Below are 16,268 nucleotides of genomic sequence, written 5' to 3' on the forward strand. Positions count from 1 at the left end.
TTTAAAATGTCCTGCTTTATGATTCCAATGAAGAAGAGGTCGTCTCATGGACGTAATGGAGCAAATAAAAGAACAGGTTGAATCCCATGCTATCCTGCTGTACATGAAGGGCTCTCCCAAGTTACCGCAGTGTGGTTTTTCATCCAAGGCGGTTCAGGCCCTGATGGCCTGTGGTGAACAGTTCGCTTTTGTTGATGTCCTGGCGCACCCTGAGATTCGTGCCAATCTGCCCAAGTATGCTAACTGGCCGACATTCCCACAGCTGTGGATTAAGGGTGAGCTGATTGGTGGCAGTGACATCATCATAGATATGTTTAACAGCGGTGAGCTGCAGCAGTTGATTGCTGAGGCTGCCGGTTCTGCTGGTTCTGCTGAAAAGGCAGAAGGCTGATCCGGCAACCGTTGTATGGCCTTCCGATGTGATTATTCCGGAAGGCTATCTTTCTTTCTTCAGAGCTAAAATTCAAATAAGTCTGCCTGTGCAGCTATCAAGGCTGCGGTCTCATGCCAGGTTATGGAATCATTGACCGGAAACGTTGACTGGAAACGTTGAGTTGCATGGTCTTTTGTGAGGAGGTTCCGTGACTATATAGCCGGATTTGAGCGTTGCTGTAACCGGTGTCGAAACGGCCACGGGTAAAGTTGCCCGGGGCTTTACCGGCTGCTGTGAAGTATTGGGATAAGAGAGAAGTCTTTCTGGTTTTGGGCGAGCACTTTTATTTTTGCATGAGCGCTTTGTTTTGGCTTTTAAAATGACCCTTTTGCTGACGTCTTCAGGTGCCGGCTCAGACTGTTGATCTTTCTTGACATTATTGACATTAGAGTGGCTTGAGAATGATAAGCCGGCAAATGCCTTTTGTATTTCCTGATCACACTCCGCATCGCTATCTGATTGATTTTGCCAAGTTGTTATTAGCTTTTCAAATTTTCCGGGAGGGGGTGAAAAGGCGGAGTCTTTGCCAAACAGGACGTAATTTGATGGAAAGTTTGTGGTAACTTTCAGGCCTCTACTGGTTTGTCCATGATTTGGTTGTCTGATGGGATCTGGCTTTTTGATATCTGCATCAGGTGCTGTATTCCAGAATTGCACCGGCTTTGTGGAGGAGATACCAGTACGTTGCATAGCCATACGCCAACATAAGTTATTTTTAAACACAGTTTGATATTGTTATCTCCAATTGGTTCATTTTCTTTGTACGTAAAATGGTATCGACCTGCCAATCTTTGTCTCCGTACAGGATTTGCTTGCTAAATAAAGCTCTACTTCCGGAAGATGGTGGTCAGTATTCAGCAAAGGTAAAGCGTCAGCAGGCAGGGGGCTGTATTAGGATTTGTTCCTTTTATGTCTGGCCTGTTTGCGGTTTATTCTAAAAAAAAACCAGTTGTTTGCCGCTGCTGTGGTGTGCGAAAACCGTAGTCCTGTGTATCATTAAATGCACAGTTTTTGTGGTGCGTGGTTCGGTGCGGGCTTGCACAATTATTGCACTCTCGTGTTAAACCGCACAACGTCGTCAATCCTGGCTTCGTAAACCCTGACTTAGTAAATCCTGACTTCGTAAATCATTGGAGAAACACTTATGGGCGTTTTAGTAGGCAAGAAGGCTCCTGACTTCACTGTTCCCGCTGTACTGGGTGATGGCTCTATTGTTGATGCTTTTACACTGTCCGAAGCTATTCGTGGTAAGTACGGTCTGCTGTTTTTCTACCCGCTGGACTTCACTTTCGTATGTCCCTCTGAACTGATTGCCCTGGATCATCGTATAAGCGCTTTCAGGGAGCGTGGCGTTGAAGTGATTGGTGTCTCCATTGACTCCCACTTTACTCACAATGCATGGCGCAATACCCCTGTTGATCAGGGCGGTATCGGCCCGGTTAAATACACCCTGGCTGCCGATATGACACATGATATCTGTAAGACTTATGACGTTGAGTCTGAAGGCGGTGTGGCTTTCCGTGGTGCCTTCCTGATTGACAAGGCAGGCATGGTTCGTTCCCAGATCGTGAATGACCTGCCATTGGGCCGTAATATGGATGAGCTGATTCGTCTGGTTGACGCTCTGCAATTCCACGAAGAGCACGGCGAGGTTTGTCCAGCTGGCTGGAACAAAGGCGATAAAGGGATGACAGCTTCTCCGGATGGTGTTGCGAAATACCTTTCCGAGAGTGCTGACGGCCTTTGAGACCGTATAGCGAGCGGCAAAAAGCTGCTTGCGCTGCTTTTTTTAAAAAGTTTTTTGCAGTGGAATACTTGACTCACAGCAAAATAACCTTATCATTCGCTGCCGTTGGTCAGTGACGGGATGTCGCTGACAGACGCAGTTCCCTGATAGCTCAGTTGGTAGAGCAAATGACTGTTAATCATTGGGTCGCTGGTTCGAGTCCAGCTCGGGGAGCCAATTTCTTTATGTCAGCTTGTAGCTGGTGTGATAATGGGTCGTTAGCTCAGTCGGTAGAGCAGTTGGCTTTTAACCAATTGGTCGTAGGTTCGAATCCTACACGACCCACCATCTTCGTTAAAAAATGTTGGCAGCACAGTAAAACTGTCGGTTAGTTCCCTGATAGCTCAGTTGGTAGAGCAAATGACTGTTAATCATTGGGTCGCTGGTTCGAGTCCAGCTCGGGGAGCCATTTTCCAGGAAAAGCTTTTACGAAAAGCTTACCAGAAATGTTCTGTGTAACAGCTTGATGCTGGTGCAGAAATGGGTCGTTAGCTCAGTCGGTAGAGCAGTTGGCTTTTAACCAATTGGTCGTAGGTTCGAATCCTACACGACCCACCATGTAAAAGTTATTTCGTTTTCATAGCCGTTGGTGACCTTTTTACCAGCGGTTTTTTTATTAATGGAGCTTAAGCTGTGGTCGGGTTGTTCTGCTGATCAGGTCCTTCAAAATCAGTGTCCCGGTTCTCAGTTTGCCGAACAGTGTCATCTGGTGTATCCGGTACAGGCTGATGTAAAACCATTTGGCCAGTGTCCCCTCAATCATCATATCGCCGGTAATCGCTCCCATCAGGTTCCCTACAGCACTGAAGCGACTCAGGGAAATCAGGGAGCCGTAATCCTTGTAATTGAATTCCAGCGGTGTGGCACCATTGACTTGTACTATCAGGCTTTTGGCCAGCAGGGATGCCTGTTGGTGAGCAGCCTGCGCACGGGGTGGGATGGTAAGACTTGCACTTTTACTATCGATCAGGGTGCAGCTTGCGCAGTCGCCCATTGAGTAGATTTGATCGTCAAGCGTCGTTTGTAGTGTTGGTCGAACGACCAGCTGGTTGATCCGGTTGGTTTCCAGACCATCCAGATGAGACAGAAACCCGGGTGCCTTGATGCCTGCGGCCCAGATTCTCAGGTCTGATGCAATGAATTCACCACCGCGAGTGATTACCCCGTCAGCCTTGATTTCGCTCACCAGCTGCCGGGTCATCACCCGAATTCCCATTTTGCTGAGTTGCTTATGAACACTGCTGCTGATTCGAACAGGCAGTGCAGGGAGAATCCTCTCTCCCCCCTCAATGAGAGTAACTTCCAGGTTGTCTGGCTTGATGGCATCCAGTCCATAGTGAGCCAGTTCAATGGCAGCAAAATGCAGTTCTGCTGCCAACTCCACGCCGGTTGCACCCGCGCCAATAATGGCAATTCGAAGTGAAGTGGTTCCGTTGCCGCTTGCCTGGGCGCGAAGGTAGTGGTTAATCAGCGTGGTGTGGATTTTTTCGGCTTGCTGACGGTTATCAAGGAACAGACAGTGCTCTCTGGCACCGGCTGTGTTGAAGTCATTTGCTCTACTACCTACCGCAATAACCAGCTGATCGTATTTCAGGGTGCGCCCTGGCACGACCTGCTGACCGCTGGCATCAGTAATGGGACTGAGTCCGATGGATTTTTCGGCACGATTCAGGCTTTCCATCTTGCCGGGAATAAATTTGAAGTGGTTCCACTTGGCTTGCGCCAGATAACTTAATTCATCTTCAAAGGCGTTCAGTGATCCAGCGGCCACTTCGTGCAGGAGAGGTTTCCAGAAATGGGTATTATTCGCATCAACCAGCGTAATTTCAGCACGCTGTTTTTTTCCAAGTTTTCTGCCCAGACGAGTGGCCAGCTCTAGGCCTCCGGCACCACCACCGACAATCACAATTCTATGGAGTTCGTTAGTCACATTGATTCCAGTTTTTCTTTTCTATTAATTATAAAAATAGGGCTGCAAAGCGTGCTGTTAATTTTTTGTAACTATTCAGCACTGAGCAAAGGCATATTACAGTAATTCCGAACAGCTCTATGAAGTGATTGATATATGTCCATTCCCTGTTTTCTGGCAGACGACAAATAGCTGCGAATCCGTGCAAACATAGAACCACCGTCTGCACTCCTGAAGCAGCCTGAGATTTTCTGCTTTAACTTGGCCATTCGAACATCCCGCTCACTGCCATTGTTATCGAAGGGAATGGTAAAATCTGACATGAAGCGCAGTGTCTCAGCCTTGAACTCAGTGAGTCGTTTGAAGAGATTGTAAGCTTTAGTATTCTTGACTTTCTTGCGCTTAAGCTCCTCTCGTTGCTTCTCCATATAGACGACTTCTTTCATTAGAGCCCGCTGAAGCAACCGGTCATAAATCTTCTCGATTCGTTCACAGACAACACTTGGCATCTGTAGCATACCTATGGTCTTAAAGCCCTTGCAGTAATGCCAGGAAAGCCTCAGTAGCTTCATCAATCGCAACGCCAGTTGATTGCTGTCCCTATCAACAACACCCAAAAGCTCCCTCAGGTGATGGGCATTGCAAAGTACGTGAGTTGCCGCATATGCAAAATAGGATTTCCAATGATCATGAACCAGAACGCCTGCAAATGTTAGCAGTATGCCCATCGTGTCCATGGCCTCACGACCTCGCTTTTCAGACAAGTAGTAGAGCGTCCATTGTTCATCCCGCATAACGTGTAGCCAGTGCAAAGAGCCCTCGGCCCGCATACCCGTTTCATCGGCTCCGGCAACAGACGATTCCCGCAAGGCGTCACGAATAACCTCTTCAGTAGAAGCCAGATTTTCATAGGTTCTGGCCACAAAATTGGCGACAGTGCCTGCACTTACACTCATTTTATAGAGAGTATTAAAATACTCTGACACGCGCTTAAAAGGCAGGAAATGGTATTGGTTAAGATAGACGGCCATAGCCTGTGTGGCTGAGCCATATTGTGCGGCAGCGGTAACACCTTCCGGGAATTCAGCCTGATTCCGACAACCACAAGTGCAGATTTTTACTTCAGCTCTATGGGCCGTTACTTCAAATTCACCCGGTCTCCCTGGTTCAAACACCTGTCGTTCAATATATTTGACCGGCTCACTATCAAGAAGAGACGCCTGACATTTATTGCATTCTTTAACCGGAAGGTACTCAATATAGTCAGGGATATCGACCTGTTTAAGACAAGTGCCCTGATGCCCTTTCTTTCCACCGGCTTTATTACCAGAAGACTGTCTCAGACTTTTAGGATTGGGTTTTTCATCCGATGGATCGGTACCTTTATCTGCGGAAAGGTCGTCAGAATGATCTGGAGAATTACTGTTTTTACAAGGTTTTTGATAACCATCAGACGATGGCGGCTTGCTGCTGTTTTGACTGTTCTTGCCAACCTTTTCTTCCAATTCTCGACATCGCTCTTCCAGACAGGCAACTCTCATCCGCAGCTCTGCATTCTCTTTCAAGAGAATCTCAGCCGACATAGTTGCGGGTAGTTCTGGAATCATGCTGGCGAATATTGTGGAAAAATGGTGCTTAAGAGGATGGTATAAAAATCAGAAAATTCCAGATTTATGTGGGGGTGCTGAACAGTTACAATTTTTTACAGGCTTTTTTCACAAGCTATTTCACTGAAGATATGAACTTTTTGTTCATGGCTATTTGCAGCCTGTTTTCCGGTTGCGTATGTCATCTCCTCAGGAAGGCAAAACCAGATAGCCGATGATACGGCTTAAAACACCCAGAACAACAATGACAACAGTTAGCCAGGCCATCAAACGCAGTGGCCTGAATGGCGAGCGTTCGACCTCATTAACCCCTTTCTTTAAATATTGATCCACCCGTTCCTGATCTTCGGGATAAAGCCGACTGGATTGTTGATCGGAATTGGCAAAGTGCTTTTTATCGTCGACAGGTGCTGTAGTGTCTTGGCTCATGGTGATAACTCCCTTTCTTCAAGCAAAACATAGTACATTCTGCGATCCGCGGAAAGCGATAGCATCGTTTTGTTCAATTTATCGTAATTTCTCAAAAACTGCTGGCAGCACCACACGGAAGATGACGTGAAGCCTCCTCAATCAGGTTACTCAATCTCGGAAATAACCCATCGCCCATTAGTCGGCTTTTCAGATAATCCCAAAAAGAGAGACCATACAGGCGACACGTTTTTTTCAGGCTGGCAAAGGTGTCGCGACATTGCCGCCCCAAATCGCTTCGCGTCCCACTACTGATCTTTCGTCGTTTAACATATTCTCGTATCTGACTCTCGCTCAGGTTGTTGTGCAGCGGTAAGCTCGGGTCATCCAGAACCAGTAATAGCTCTTCCTTGATTACAGCCAACCCTGACAGAGCATCCTGAAGAAGCCCACTGCACGTTTGGGTTTGGATCAGCGCCTGGAACCCCTGTCGTACTTTTATTGCCTTTTTTTCAGTTGGCTCTGTCTTGAAGTCTTTAAGGTCATCGTAAATGGCCCAGAACCATGTCCGAAGCCATTTCTGAGCCATGGCCTGCTGATCATTGACCGGATGAACTTTTGCCAGCCCTCGCTCTGCATGTATCCAGCACTGGCTGTGTTTGAAAACGTCGAACTGCCTTGCCCCATCACTGAAGGTGGTAAGATGTCCTGCTCCATGCTGTATCAGGCTGCCATAAATCATGGCTTCACTGGCCTGCTGGCGCCGTCTACCAGTTAGTCTCAGGTCTTTCATACATTCTTCCCAGGCTTCATGGCTCAGGAAGGTGACGCCTCTGTATGGATTAAGAACGCGTAGCCACTTTTTGGGGTAATCCAGTTTTTCCAGATAGATCAAGGCATCGTCGGTGAACGTGTAAGTTGACCATGGGCGGTGCAGTAGGCTTACGAAATTTTCCCGGCTTTTGCTGTCTGTGCTCTCGAACCAGGCAAAGGACTCGTTATTGATGATGGTGCAGTAACCGTTCTTCCCCTTATGCCTTGTTCCCGTGTCGTCTGTCTGGATATAACTTGAACAGCGAATACCTGTAGTCAACAGCTCATCTTTCTCAGCATGGAACTGCTCGTGTCCTTTCGTCAGAAGCTGGCTGAGTTCCCCGCTGGAAATAGAGATTCCAATGTCCCATAGCCAGTCCAGCAGTTCTGGCTGGGTAACGGAGCAACCATGATACTGGTGCAGAACGTAGGCCTGCAGCATTGGCCCGTAATGATGTCCATGAAGGCTGGCTGGCGGTTTGGCCGTAATGGTTTGTCCATCGGGTGTCACCCATTGCTCTAAAAGATATTCAATACTGGATGTTTGTATTGTCAGTTCCTGAACATGAAAAGGGGTGGTTCCATTCCTGATTGATCCCTCCGGAACATCAGTGGCAGCAATGGGTATGGATTTTTCCGCCGATGGCTTTCGGGGCTGTTTACGCTGCTTTCTGGTTTTCTCGTTGGGCTTCTTAACCTTCTGCTTTGACGAGGTGTCTGGGCTGGCTCCATCGTTACCCTCAGGAGCGGATGGATCTCCATCAGGGCTGCCGGTGTCATCATCGGGAGGTTTGGTGTTTGGTTTGATGTCAGGCTTTGCGGGCAGTTTTTTTAGACGACGAATCTCTGCTTCAAGCAATTCTATCTGCTCTTTGAGCTGAATGATCTGCTCTTGCTGCTGAGTGATGAATCTCAGTAGATCTTCAGGTTGTAACTGCTGGTGTTCTAGAAAAGCCATGGTGAGAGGATAGACGACTGACCGAAATTATCCTGCTTCCAGCACTTTTTGAGAAATTACAATTTATCAATCTCTCTTTACCAGCCCTCAACCGAAAATAGCGTAGAGGAGGCCAAGAAAAAGTATCCATTTCACCGTGTAGTAAAGCGTTCTGTTGTAATTTTTAATCCGTTTGCCCAGCAGGCGAATCTGATAGAGGTATTGGAAGGCTCTGTTCAGCCCACCGACCCTGTCGCCATCAAGGTTTTTGGTGGCACTGGCTGCCATTACCAGGTGTGAGAACGTACGATTAAAGGCCCTGGCCCAGCGGATTGCTCATGGGGCGCTCTACGTCACAGAACAAATTAATGCGATCGGTGTCGGTGCTGTTCTCGGCAAAGTGGATGTAGGTTTCATCAAACATGACCGATTCTCCATCTTTCCAGTAATACGTTTCGCCATCAACATTGATAAAACGTAACTATTCAGCACTGAGCAAAGGCATATTACAGTAATTCCGAACAGCTCTATGAAGTGATTGATATATGTCCATTCCCTGTTTTCTGGCAGACGACAAATAGCTGCGAATCCGTGCAAACATAGAACCACCGTCTGCACTCCTGAAGCAGCCTGAGATTTTCTGCTTTAACTTGGCCATTCGAACATCCCGCTCACTGCCATTGTTATCGAAGGGAATGGTAAAATCTGACATGAAGCGCAGTGTCTCAGCCTTGAACTCAGTGAGTCGTTTGAAGAGATTGTAAGCTTTAGTATTCTTGACTTTCTTGCGCTTAAGCTCCTCTCGTTGCTTCTCCATATAGACGACTTCTTTCATTAGAGCCCGCTGAAGCAACCGGTCATAAATCTTCTCGATTCGTTCACAGACAACACTTGGCATCTGTAGCATACCTATGGTCTTAAAGCCCTTGCAGTAATGCCAGGAAAGCCTCAGTAGCTTCATCAATCGCAACGCCAGTTGATTGCTGTCCCTATCAACAACACCCAAAAGCTCCCTCAGGTGATGGGCATTGCAAAGTACGTGAGTTGCCGCATATGCAAAATAGGATTTCCAATGATCATGAACCAGAACGCCTGCAAATGTTAGCAGTATGCCCATCGTGTCCATGGCCTCACGACCTCGCTTTTCAGACAAGTAGTAGAGCGTCCATTGTTCATCCCGCATAACGTGTAGCCAGTGCAAAGAGCCCTCGGCCCGCATACCCGTTTCATCGGCTCCGGCAACAGACGATTCCCGCAAGGCGTCACGAATAACCTCTTCAGTAGAAGCCAGATTTTCATAGGTTCTGGCCACAAAATTGGCGACAGTGCCTGCACTTACACTCATTTTATAGAGAGTATTAAAATACTCTGACACGCGCTTAAAAGGCAGGAAATGGTATTGGTTAAGATAGACGGCCATAGCCTGTGTGGCTGAGCCATATTGTGCGGCAGCGGTAACACCTTCCGGGAATTCAGCCTGATTCCGACAACCACAAGTGCAGATTTTTACTTCAGCTCTATGGGCCGTTACTTCAAATTCACCCGGTCTCCCTGGTTCAAACACCTGTCGTTCAATATATTTGACCGGCTCACTATCAAGAAGAGACGCCTGACATTTATTGCATTCTTTAACCGGAAGGTACTCAATATAGTCAGGGATATCGACCTGTTTAAGACAAGTGCCCTGATGCCCTTTCTTTCCACCGGCTTTATTACCAGAAGACTGTCTCAGACTTTTAGGATTGGGTTTTTCATCCGATGGATCGGTACCTTTATCTGCGGAAAGGTCGTCAGAATGATCTGGAGAATTACTGTTTTTACAAGGTTTTTGATAACCATCAGACGATGGCGGCTTGCTGCTGTTTTGACTGTTCTTGCCAACCTTTTCTTCCAATTCTCGACATCGCTCTTCCAGACAGGCAACTCTCATCCGCAGCTCTGCATTCTCTTTCAAGAGAATCTCAGCCGACATAGTTGCGGGTAGTTCTGGAATCATGCTGGCGAATATTGTGGAAAAATGGTGCTTAAGAGGATGGTATAAAAATCAGAAAATTCCAGATTTATGTGGGGGTGCTGAACAGTTACGATAAAACATTGCTCGTGATTGGGGGTAACCAACCCAAGATGATAGCGGAGTGATCCGGCATAGGGGTCGCGATGCTTGACCAGCCGACTGCCGGGAGGAAGCATGGCAAACATGGCGGCTTTGATGTCAGGAATACGCCTGAGGAACTCAACGGTTCTGGGGCAAAGGGCTGCAGCAGAGGGGAGTTCATCGCCATACCATTTCAGGTAAAAGCGCTTCCAGCCAGATTTGAAAAACGAGTTAAAGCCAATGTCGTTCAGTTGGTCAGAGGATTTGATGTGGCGTTGCCTGTACAGCGTCAGAGCTTCATCGCGAATGGCTTGCCAGTTGGCATCAAGTACTTTGAGTTCCGGAAAGTGGCTGGTATTAATATATGGGGTAAGGGGTACTTTCGAGAACAGGTACATAATGGCATTTACGGGAGCCATAAAGGTAGAGTGATCGCTGAGTTGGCGAAAAGGTCGGTGGCGAACGTTTCCCCTATGGTGGGTATAGAGTGCTGCACCAATGCAGTAGTAAATGAACAGGAGCTTTGGGGCCAGTAAATCAGCAATCATGGTTACTATCCATTTAAGTGGAATGGCTACAACTATAGTCCGCCCTCACTTTTAACAAGAGGCAAAGGTATGGCGTTTAACAGGGAATTGTTAGTACTGGCTTTCAGGCAGTGGCTTTATCAATGGCGACAGAATGTCCGCGAACTGAAATGCTATGGCCGATATCTGCGCTTTGTGTTTCCGTGGATATGGCTGAAGCTCAGTTATCTTCTGGATAGCCCTTACGCGGTCAGTCGTCGTTACCAGCGACGTATCAAGGCAGATAACATTCACGTATACGGTGAAACACCCCTGACCAGTTTGGCGTTAATTGCTGAAAGATCGGGTGTGACCGCTGAGGACCATGTGTTTGAGCTTGGGGCCGGGAGTGGTTTTACCAGTGTCTGGCTGCAGGGAGTTAAAAGGTGTCAGGTGACAGCTATTGAGCAGATTCCACTATTCTGCTGGCGCTTACAGCGTACCAGCCAGCGTATGCGACTGGATGGCATTACTGTTCGTTGTGAAGACTATATGGAATCTTCTCTGGAAGATGCATCAATTATCTACCTGTATGGCTCAAACCTTGAGGATCATGTGATTACCGGGTTGGCCGAGCGATTGGCGGAACTCCCTGCCGGCATCAAGATTATTACGGTCAGTTATGCGCTGCAGCCATTTCTTCATCAGCAGGCATTTAAAGTTACTGACCGGTTCACTGTCCCTTTTGAGTGGGGAGAGGCGGAGGTTTACCTGCAACAGAGGATGTCTGCTACTGAAGTCCTGAAAGCCATGGTGGCGCCGTGACGGAAGTATTTCTCCTCCTGATGCAGGCGTTGGTCATGCTAACGAAATTTTCTTTATGATTAAGCTGATAACTTCTTCTGTTGAATGACTAACTTTCTCATCTGTAGAGACAATAACCACAACTTCAGCCTCGACCAGGGCAGCCGCCTTGGCAGACCACTGTACATCATCACTGCTAACCACTAATGGATAAAACCCACGATCAAACAGTTGTCGTTCAATAACGTCAGCATGTTGCCGGGCAACTCTGAAAATACCGCCTTTCTGGCCCAAGCGCTGCTGACGATGGACTCTCGACAGCGAATCCCGGTCATGGGTACGCTCACTGGCTCCCCGCACCATACCGGCGGCAACCGTCGTATTGCTGAGTCGGTCAATGACAATAAAGGCACCGGTCTGGCGATTACGCCGGTAATTGTCCACAGGAACGGGTCTGGTCAGCCGGAGATGACACAGGCCAATTTCATTGAGTGCCAGCTGCTCTGCCGGGTGATGGGCCAGGGAGTTCACATCAATCCGGTGATCAACCCCGACAAAGCTGCCCGACACCTTGCCGGCCGAAAACTTGACCTGGTATTGCCTGCCGGGGCTCATGGGCTGTTCCGCCATCCAGACCAGATCCACATCCAGATCAGTAGCCACCTGAACAGGGCTGTCCCTGAGCACCAGCATATCACCACGGCTGATATCAATTTCATCCGTCAGGGTCAGGGTAACCGCCTGGCCAGCATGGGCTTCAGACAAATCCCCATCCCAGGTCACAATGCGTTCAACACTGCTCACCTGACCCGATGGTAATACCTTGACCTGATCGCCTGGTTTGACTTTGCCAGAGGCCAGTGTTCCTGAGAACCCTCGAAAATTCAGGTTGGGACGATTGACATATTGCACCGGGAAACGGAAGTCATCCAGGTTACGGTCCCGGGCAATCTCGACATTTTCCAACACGTCCATCAATGTGCTGTCACGATACCAGGACATCCGTTCGCTGCGGTGAACCACATTGTCGCCTTCCAGTGCCGACATCGGAACAAACTGAATATCACCCAGTTGCAGCGGTTCTGAAAAGTCGAGGTACTGGTTACGAATCGCTTCAAACCGTGCCTTGCTGAAATCCACCAGATCCATCTTGTTTATGGCCACGACAATATGCTTTATGCCCAGCAGGCTGGCTATGTAGGTATGCCGCCGCGTCTGGGTCAGCACGCCCTGGCGGGCATCAATCAGAATAATCGCCAGATCGCAGGTGGAAGCGCCGGTTGCCATATTTCGTGTGTACTGCTCATGCCCGGGCGTATCGGCAATAATGTACTTACGTTTTTCGGTGGAAAAATAACGGTAGGCCACATCAATGGTAATGCCCTGCTCACGCTCTGCCTGCAGACCGTCCACCAGCAGCGCCAGATCCAGTTTTTCCCCCTGGGTGCCTACACGCTTACTGTCGTTTTCTACGGCAGCTAGCTGATCTTCATAAATCATGCTGGTGTCGTGCAAAAGGCGACCAATCAGGGTGCTTTTACCATCATCAACACTGCCACAGGTGAGAAATCGCAGCATCTCTTTCTGTTCATGACGATTCAGGTACTCTTCGATATCGGTGGCAATAAGTTCAGATTGGTGTGACATCAGAAATACCCTTCCTGCTTTTTCTTTTCCATGGAGCCGGCACTGTCATGATCTATTACCCGGCCCTGTCGCTCAGAGGTTCTGGTCAGGAGCATCTCCTGAATCACGTCGGTCAGTGTATCGGCTTCAGATGCTACGGCGCCGGTGAGCGGGTAACACCCCAGGGTCCTGAAGCGAACTTTTCTCATCTGGGGTTCTTCTCCCCGCTGCAGCGGCATCCGCTCATCATCCACCATAATCAGGTTGCCATCACGCTCCACCACCGGGCGTTCTTTGGCAAGATACAGCGGCACAATAGGGATCTGTTCCAGGTGGATATACTGCCAGATATCGAGTTCCGTCCAGTTTGACAGCGGGAACACGCGAATACTTTCGCCCTTCTCAACCTCGCTGTTATAGATATTCCAAAGCTCTGGCCTCTGGTTTTTAGGATCCCAGCGATGGTTTTTATCCCGAAAAGAGTAAACCCGCTCTTTAGCCCTGGATTTTTCTTCATCCCGGCGGGCACCACCAAACGCCGCATCAAAACCGTATTTATCCAGTGCCTGCTTGAGTGCCTGGGTTTTCATGACATCGGTATGCTTTGCACTGCCATGGGTAAATGGTCCGACGCCCTGCTCCAGACCTTCCGGATTGGTATGCACCAGCAGCTCAAGACCCAGTCTTTCTACCAGCTGGTCACGAAACTTAATCATTTCCCGGAACTTCCAGGTAGTATCCACATGCAATAAAGGAAAGGGAGGCTTACCCGGGTAAAAAGCTTTCATGGCCAGATGCAGCATCACGGCAGAATCTTTGCCAATTGAGTAAAGCATGACAGGATTTTCAAACTCAGCAGCCACTTCCCGGATGATATGGATGCTTTCCGCTTCCAGCTGTTTCAGATGGTTGAAGTCTTGATCCGACATGCATTTCGACCCAAAGCGAAGTTATTGTTATGCGCCAGGTGAAATACTATCAGTGAAGGCTCTATTTTGATTACGAACTGCTCTACAGTGAAAACTGACTGTAGGTCACGAAAAACAAGGATTGAGCAACATTACCGGACAATATGCTGACAACCTTTGTAGATAAAGGGCTTCAGCAATGTTCAACCCAGTAGCAGTCTGAAATCCTACAAGAGCCTCAGTGAAAATAGAATAATAAATTCAATATCTATATTGTTTTTATATATAAATATATCGCTTACTGAAGAGTCGATAATTGCTCCTGCATGATCCACGCTTCCACCGTCCATGGTGGAACGAAGACACAAAGGAAGCCTTTTTTGGTAACTGTTCAGCACCCCCACATAAATCTGGAATTTTCTGATTTTTATACCATCCTCTTAAGCACCATTTTTCCACAATATTCGCCAGCATGATTCCAGAACTACCCGCAACTATGTCGGCTGAGATTCTCTTGAAAGAGAATGCAGAGCTGCGGATGAGAGTTGCCTGTCTGGAAGAGCGATGTCGAGAATTGGAAGAAAAGGTTGGCAAGAACAGTCAAAACAGCAGCAAGCCGCCATCGTCTGATGGTTATCAAAAACCTTGTAAAAACAGTAATTCTCCAGATCATTCTGACGGCCTTTCCGCAGATAAAGGTACCGATCCATCGGATGAAAAACCCAATCCTAAAAGTCTGAGACAGTCTTCTGGTAATAAAGCCGGTGGAAAGAAAGGGCATCAGGGCACTTGTCTTAAACAGGTCGATATCCCTGACTATATTGAGTACCTTCCGGTTAAAGAATGCAATAAATGTCAGGCGTCTCTTCTTGATAGTGAGTTCTCGTCCAAAAACACAACCAATTGAAAACTGTAGATTTTATCCTGAAAAATTAAGTGGAGCCCTACTGCTATCTGGCGACTAAACTTCCCAAGAGCAAGAAACATAAGGGATTGCCAAAAACAGAGGACTCCAAATGCGCAAAAAACGCAACCCGCAGTGTAGTATGGAACTCCATTACGTACCTCATGAAATCTGCTCCCAGCTTTCCGGTATCTCGCAATGGCTTGACGCCCATCCACAGTTCAATGACTGGATTTATGAGGACTTAAGTTCTGGTGATAAACAGAACACTGGGCGGAACGGACTATCAGCAGAATCCGTTCTTCGTGCGGCACTCCTGAAACAGTATTTGAATTGTGATTATGACTACTTGTCGTTTGTTTTGATGGACTCCATGCTCTTTCGAGACTTTTGTCGCCTCGAACCAAACCAGCGCCCCAGTCGCTCCAGTTTGCATGGGCTCATCAGCCTTCTTACTGCATCTACATGGGAACGGATTAATAACTGTCAGCTAATGACCGCTAAAGATCAGGGTATTGAAAAAGGGCGCACTGTGGCTATTGACAGCACAGTCACCGAATCGGATATCAAACCTCCTTGCGACAGTGATCTTTTAGCCAGTTCCGTTAAAGAAATTTGTCGGCTGCTGGAACGGGGACAAACACTGACAGCGACACCGCTTTATGAATATACCCATCACAACCGAGCCGTAAAAGATGCGGCCAGAAAATGCATCTACGCTGGCAAAGAAGAGCGGCATCAGCATTATAAAAAACTGCTGCAGTTGACCCGAAAATCCCGGAAGGTACTTATCGAAGCTACTGTCACGCTAGCAAACGCCCGTCAGCAGGGGCAGTGTCTCCTGGCTGATGATGCCGACAAGTGGCAGGCCGATGTGGATCACCTGTTACCCCTGGTGGATGCAATAGTCTCCCAGACAGAGCGCAGGGTCTTTAAGGGTGAAAAGGTGCCAGCCCAGGAAAAAGTGGTTAGCCTGTATGAACCCCATACGGATATCATCGTAAAAGACAGGCGGCAAGTACAGTATGGCCATAAACTGAACCTGGTTCAGGGAAAAAGTCGATTGATCCTGGACCTGGTTATTGAGGAAGGTAACCCAGCGGATTCGGACCAATTCATTCCGATGATGGAAAGACAAAAAGAAATTTATGGTCGTGTACCTCGCCAGACAAGCGGTGACGGCGGATACGCGTGTCGCGCTAATTTGGAAAAAGCCAAGGCCATGGGAATCAGCGATGTAGCTTTTAATAAGAAGCGCGGACTTGAAGTCGAAGAGATGACTAAAAGTCAGTATGTGTATAAAACGCTCTTTCGCTTCCGGGCAGGTATTGAAGCGGGAATTTCGTGGCTAAAGAGATGTTTTGGGCTATCACGTTGCCACTGCAAGGGTTCTGAGCGTTTTGATTCTCATTGCTGGTTATCGGTGGTCTGTTACAACCTGGTGATTCTGGCCAGACACCCGGCACCATCCTGATAGCCACCTCCACGCTACATGAAAGTACCTTTCCAGCATGGTGGGAGGATGTTTTCTG

17 protein-coding genes, 4 tRNA genes and 1 pseudogene are annotated in these 16,268 nt (G+C 48.0%); 10 read left to right on the forward strand and 12 right to left on the reverse strand.

Annotated features, from left to right (window positions below):
- Window positions 1-46 precede the first annotated feature (46 nt).
- Window positions 47-391: a Grx4 family monothiol glutaredoxin gene (gene grxD / locus MJO57_RS08380; RefSeq protein ID WP_252024465.1), complete on the forward strand. Its 345-nt coding sequence runs from the start codon at window positions 47-49 to the stop codon at window positions 389-391.
- Window positions 392-520: 129 nt separating this feature from the next.
- Here the strand turns inward: grxD and MJO57_RS08385 are convergent, their stop codons facing one another.
- Window positions 521-1,129, reverse strand: a complete 609-nt coding sequence (locus MJO57_RS08385) for a hypothetical protein (protein WP_252024467.1) — start codon at window positions 1,127-1,129, stop codon at window positions 521-523.
- 448 nt (window positions 1,130-1,577) lie between these two features.
- On the opposite strand from MJO57_RS08385, the gene MJO57_RS08390 reads away from it, so the two are divergent.
- From MJO57_RS08390 to MJO57_RS08410, 5 genes are all read left to right on the forward strand, one after another.
- A complete protein-coding gene (locus tag MJO57_RS08390; RefSeq protein WP_252024469.1) occupies window positions 1,578-2,180 on the forward strand; it encodes a peroxiredoxin in 603 nt (200 codons plus the stop codon).
- Between the two features lie 140 nt (window positions 2,181-2,320).
- A tRNA-Asn gene (locus MJO57_RS08395) sits at window positions 2,321-2,396 on the forward strand.
- A 35-nt stretch (window positions 2,397-2,431) separates the two neighbouring features.
- Window positions 2,432-2,507, forward strand: a tRNA-Lys gene (locus MJO57_RS08400).
- Between the two features lie 45 nt (window positions 2,508-2,552).
- A tRNA-Asn gene (locus tag MJO57_RS08405) sits at window positions 2,553-2,628 on the forward strand.
- A gap of 73 nt (window positions 2,629-2,701) precedes the next feature.
- Window positions 2,702-2,777 (forward strand) — tRNA-Lys (locus MJO57_RS08410).
- Between the two features lie 58 nt (window positions 2,778-2,835).
- Here the strand turns inward: MJO57_RS08410 and MJO57_RS08415 are convergent.
- Window positions 2,836-4,149 carry an NAD(P)/FAD-dependent oxidoreductase gene (locus MJO57_RS08415; RefSeq protein WP_252024471.1) on the reverse strand — a complete coding sequence of 438 codons (1,314 nt, stop codon included), beginning with the start codon at window positions 4,147-4,149 and terminating at the stop codon, window positions 2,836-2,838.
- Between the two features lie 71 nt (window positions 4,150-4,220).
- Window positions 4,221-5,735 carry an IS66 family transposase gene (locus MJO57_RS08420; RefSeq protein ID WP_252017330.1) on the reverse strand — a complete coding sequence of 505 codons (1,515 nt, stop codon included), beginning with the start codon at window positions 5,733-5,735 and terminating at the stop codon, window positions 4,221-4,223.
- Between MJO57_RS08420 and MJO57_RS32680 the strand changes: the two genes are divergently transcribed.
- On the forward strand, window positions 5,734-5,862 hold the full coding sequence (locus MJO57_RS32680; RefSeq protein WP_256493255.1) for a hypothetical protein: 129 nt from the start codon (window positions 5,734-5,736) through the stop codon (window positions 5,860-5,862). The two genes, MJO57_RS08420 and MJO57_RS32680, sit on opposite strands and share 2 nt — an antisense overlap.
- A 62-nt stretch (window positions 5,863-5,924) precedes the next feature.
- Here the strand turns inward: MJO57_RS32680 and MJO57_RS08425 are convergent, their stop codons facing one another.
- The 6 genes and pseudogenes from MJO57_RS08425 to MJO57_RS08450 all read right to left on the reverse strand — a co-directional run.
- Window positions 5,925-6,164: a DUF3094 family protein gene (locus MJO57_RS08425; RefSeq protein ID WP_252024473.1), complete on the reverse strand. Its 240-nt coding sequence runs from the start codon at window positions 6,162-6,164 to the stop codon at window positions 5,925-5,927.
- Between the two features lie 91 nt (window positions 6,165-6,255).
- Window positions 6,256-7,914 (reverse strand): transposase, encoded by a 1,659-nt coding sequence (locus tag MJO57_RS08430; protein WP_252017470.1) that lies wholly within the window; start codon window positions 7,912-7,914, stop codon window positions 6,256-6,258.
- Window positions 7,915-8,001: 87 nt separating this feature from the next.
- A complete protein-coding gene (locus MJO57_RS08435; RefSeq protein WP_252024475.1) occupies window positions 8,002-8,181 on the reverse strand; it encodes an aspartyl/asparaginyl beta-hydroxylase domain-containing protein in 180 nt (59 codons plus the stop codon).
- A gap of 22 nt (window positions 8,182-8,203) precedes the next feature.
- On the reverse strand, window positions 8,204-8,317 hold the full coding sequence (locus tag MJO57_RS08440) for an aspartyl/asparaginyl beta-hydroxylase domain-containing protein (RefSeq protein WP_252024477.1): 114 nt from the start codon (window positions 8,315-8,317) through the stop codon (window positions 8,204-8,206).
- Window positions 8,318-8,374: 57 nt separating this feature from the next.
- Entirely contained in the window at window positions 8,375-9,889 is a 1,515-nt protein-coding gene (locus tag MJO57_RS08445; RefSeq protein ID WP_252017330.1) for an IS66 family transposase, read from the reverse strand.
- A gap of 146 nt (window positions 9,890-10,035) precedes the next feature.
- Window positions 10,036-10,536 (reverse strand): annotated as a pseudogene (locus MJO57_RS08450) (aspartyl/asparaginyl beta-hydroxylase domain-containing protein); the annotation flags it as partial.
- 69 nt (window positions 10,537-10,605) lie between these two features.
- On the opposite strand from MJO57_RS08450, the gene MJO57_RS08455 reads away from it, so the two are divergent.
- On the forward strand, window positions 10,606-11,319 hold the full coding sequence (locus MJO57_RS08455) for a hypothetical protein (protein ID WP_252024479.1): 714 nt from the start codon (window positions 10,606-10,608) through the stop codon (window positions 11,317-11,319).
- Between the two features lie 33 nt (window positions 11,320-11,352).
- Here MJO57_RS08455 and cysN read toward each other — a convergent pair whose 3' ends face one another.
- From cysN to MJO57_RS08470, 3 genes are all read right to left on the reverse strand, one after another.
- On the reverse strand, window positions 11,353-12,945 hold the full coding sequence (cysN, locus tag MJO57_RS08460) for a sulfate adenylyltransferase subunit CysN (protein ID WP_252024481.1): 1,593 nt from the start codon (window positions 12,943-12,945) through the stop codon (window positions 11,353-11,355).
- Window positions 12,945-13,853: a sulfate adenylyltransferase subunit CysD gene (gene cysD, locus MJO57_RS08465; protein WP_252024483.1), complete on the reverse strand. Its 909-nt coding sequence runs from the start codon at window positions 13,851-13,853 to the stop codon at window positions 12,945-12,947. Before cysD ends, cysN begins: the two co-directional genes overlap by 1 nt.
- Before the next feature lie 258 nt (window positions 13,854-14,111).
- On the reverse strand, window positions 14,112-14,306 hold the full coding sequence (locus MJO57_RS08470; protein WP_252024485.1) for a hypothetical protein: 195 nt from the start codon (window positions 14,304-14,306) through the stop codon (window positions 14,112-14,114).
- Between MJO57_RS08470 and MJO57_RS08475 the strand changes: the two genes are divergently transcribed.
- Together MJO57_RS08475 and MJO57_RS08480 are read left to right on the forward strand one after the other, a co-directional pair.
- Window positions 14,305-14,739 (forward strand): DUF6444 domain-containing protein, encoded by a 435-nt coding sequence (locus MJO57_RS08475; protein ID WP_252024487.1) that lies wholly within the window; start codon window positions 14,305-14,307, stop codon window positions 14,737-14,739. The two genes, MJO57_RS08470 and MJO57_RS08475, sit on opposite strands and share 2 nt — an antisense overlap.
- A gap of 109 nt (window positions 14,740-14,848) precedes the next feature.
- Complete coding sequence (locus MJO57_RS08480; protein ID WP_252017318.1) at window positions 14,849-16,210, forward strand: ISNCY family transposase; 1,362 nt, start codon at window positions 14,849-14,851, stop codon at window positions 16,208-16,210.
- The last annotated feature ends 58 nt before the right edge of the window (window positions 16,211-16,268 follow it).

Source organism: Endozoicomonas sp. SCSIO W0465, assembly GCF_023716865.1.
Taxonomy (GTDB): domain Bacteria; phylum Pseudomonadota; class Gammaproteobacteria; order Pseudomonadales; family Endozoicomonadaceae; genus Endozoicomonas.